This window comes from Roseateles aquatilis, from assembly GCF_002205645.1.
Classification (GTDB): Bacteria; Pseudomonadota; Gammaproteobacteria; order Burkholderiales; family Burkholderiaceae_C; genus Roseateles; species Roseateles aquatilis.
In genome coordinates this window covers 1-869 of sequence record NZ_NIOF01000046.1, presented here as the reverse complement: position 1 = coordinate 869, position 869 = coordinate 1, and the positions used below count along the sequence as shown (strand labels likewise).

The 869-nt window shown below is 70.2% G+C and carries 1 pseudogene; it reads right to left on the bottom strand.

The annotated features are described in order from the left end of the window. Positions 1-869 (bottom strand): annotated as a pseudogene (locus CDN99_RS27965) (RHS repeat domain-containing protein); the annotation flags it as partial.

Sequence of the window (869 nt, the reverse complement as noted above, 5' to 3'; positions counted from 1 at the left end):
CGCCGCGTGTAGCTCTGCACGTTGGCCCGCCCGAACCCGTCGTACGCGGTCTGCGTGAAGTAGTCCCAATCCAGGTTGAGCTCCGTCCCCGACAGCCGCCCCTGCGCGTCGTACGTCATCGCGCGCCGCACGTCCGCCGCCCCGTTGACCCACGTGTAGCTCTGCGCCAGCTTGCCGATGCCGTTGGCCGCCGTGTCGTACTCCCAGCGCGAGTCCTGGTCCGGCTCCAGCCGCCGCACCATCCGCCCCAGCGCGTCGAAGCTGAACAGCGTCTCCTGCGCCTTCGCGTCGCGCTGCTTCCACGTCTGCCCCAGCGGGTCCACCCAGTACGCCACCGACCCCACGTCCGGATCCTGCAGCGACGTCTTGCGTCCCAGCGCGTCGTAGCCGATCGCGATCTCGTTGCCCTTGGGGTCGCGCGTGCGCACCAGGTTGCCGAAGCCGTCGTACACATACGTCGTGACGTTGCCCAGCGCGTCCGTGGCCGACTTGAGCTTGCCCAGCACGTTGCGCTCTTCGATGCGCGACTGCCCCTTGGCGTTGACCATCGACAGCACGCGCCCGCCGTACGTGTAGGCCGTCTCCGCGTAGCCGCTGCCGTCCGGCGCGGGCGAGCGGATCTTGTTGACCCGCCCGATGTCGTCCCGGTCGTAGAACGTCCACACCGGCGCCGCGCCCTGGAACCGCGGCCGCGCCACCGACGCCGTGTACCCCTGCGCCGTGAACGCCGTCTGCGTGATCACCGGCGTGCCGTCGAAGCCCCAGGTGCGGCTTTGCACCACGCGCCCCAGCCGGTCGGTGAAGTCCTCCTTGGGCACCGCGATCTGGCTCTTGAGCAGCCCCGCGCCACCCCACTGCTGCGTCACCGT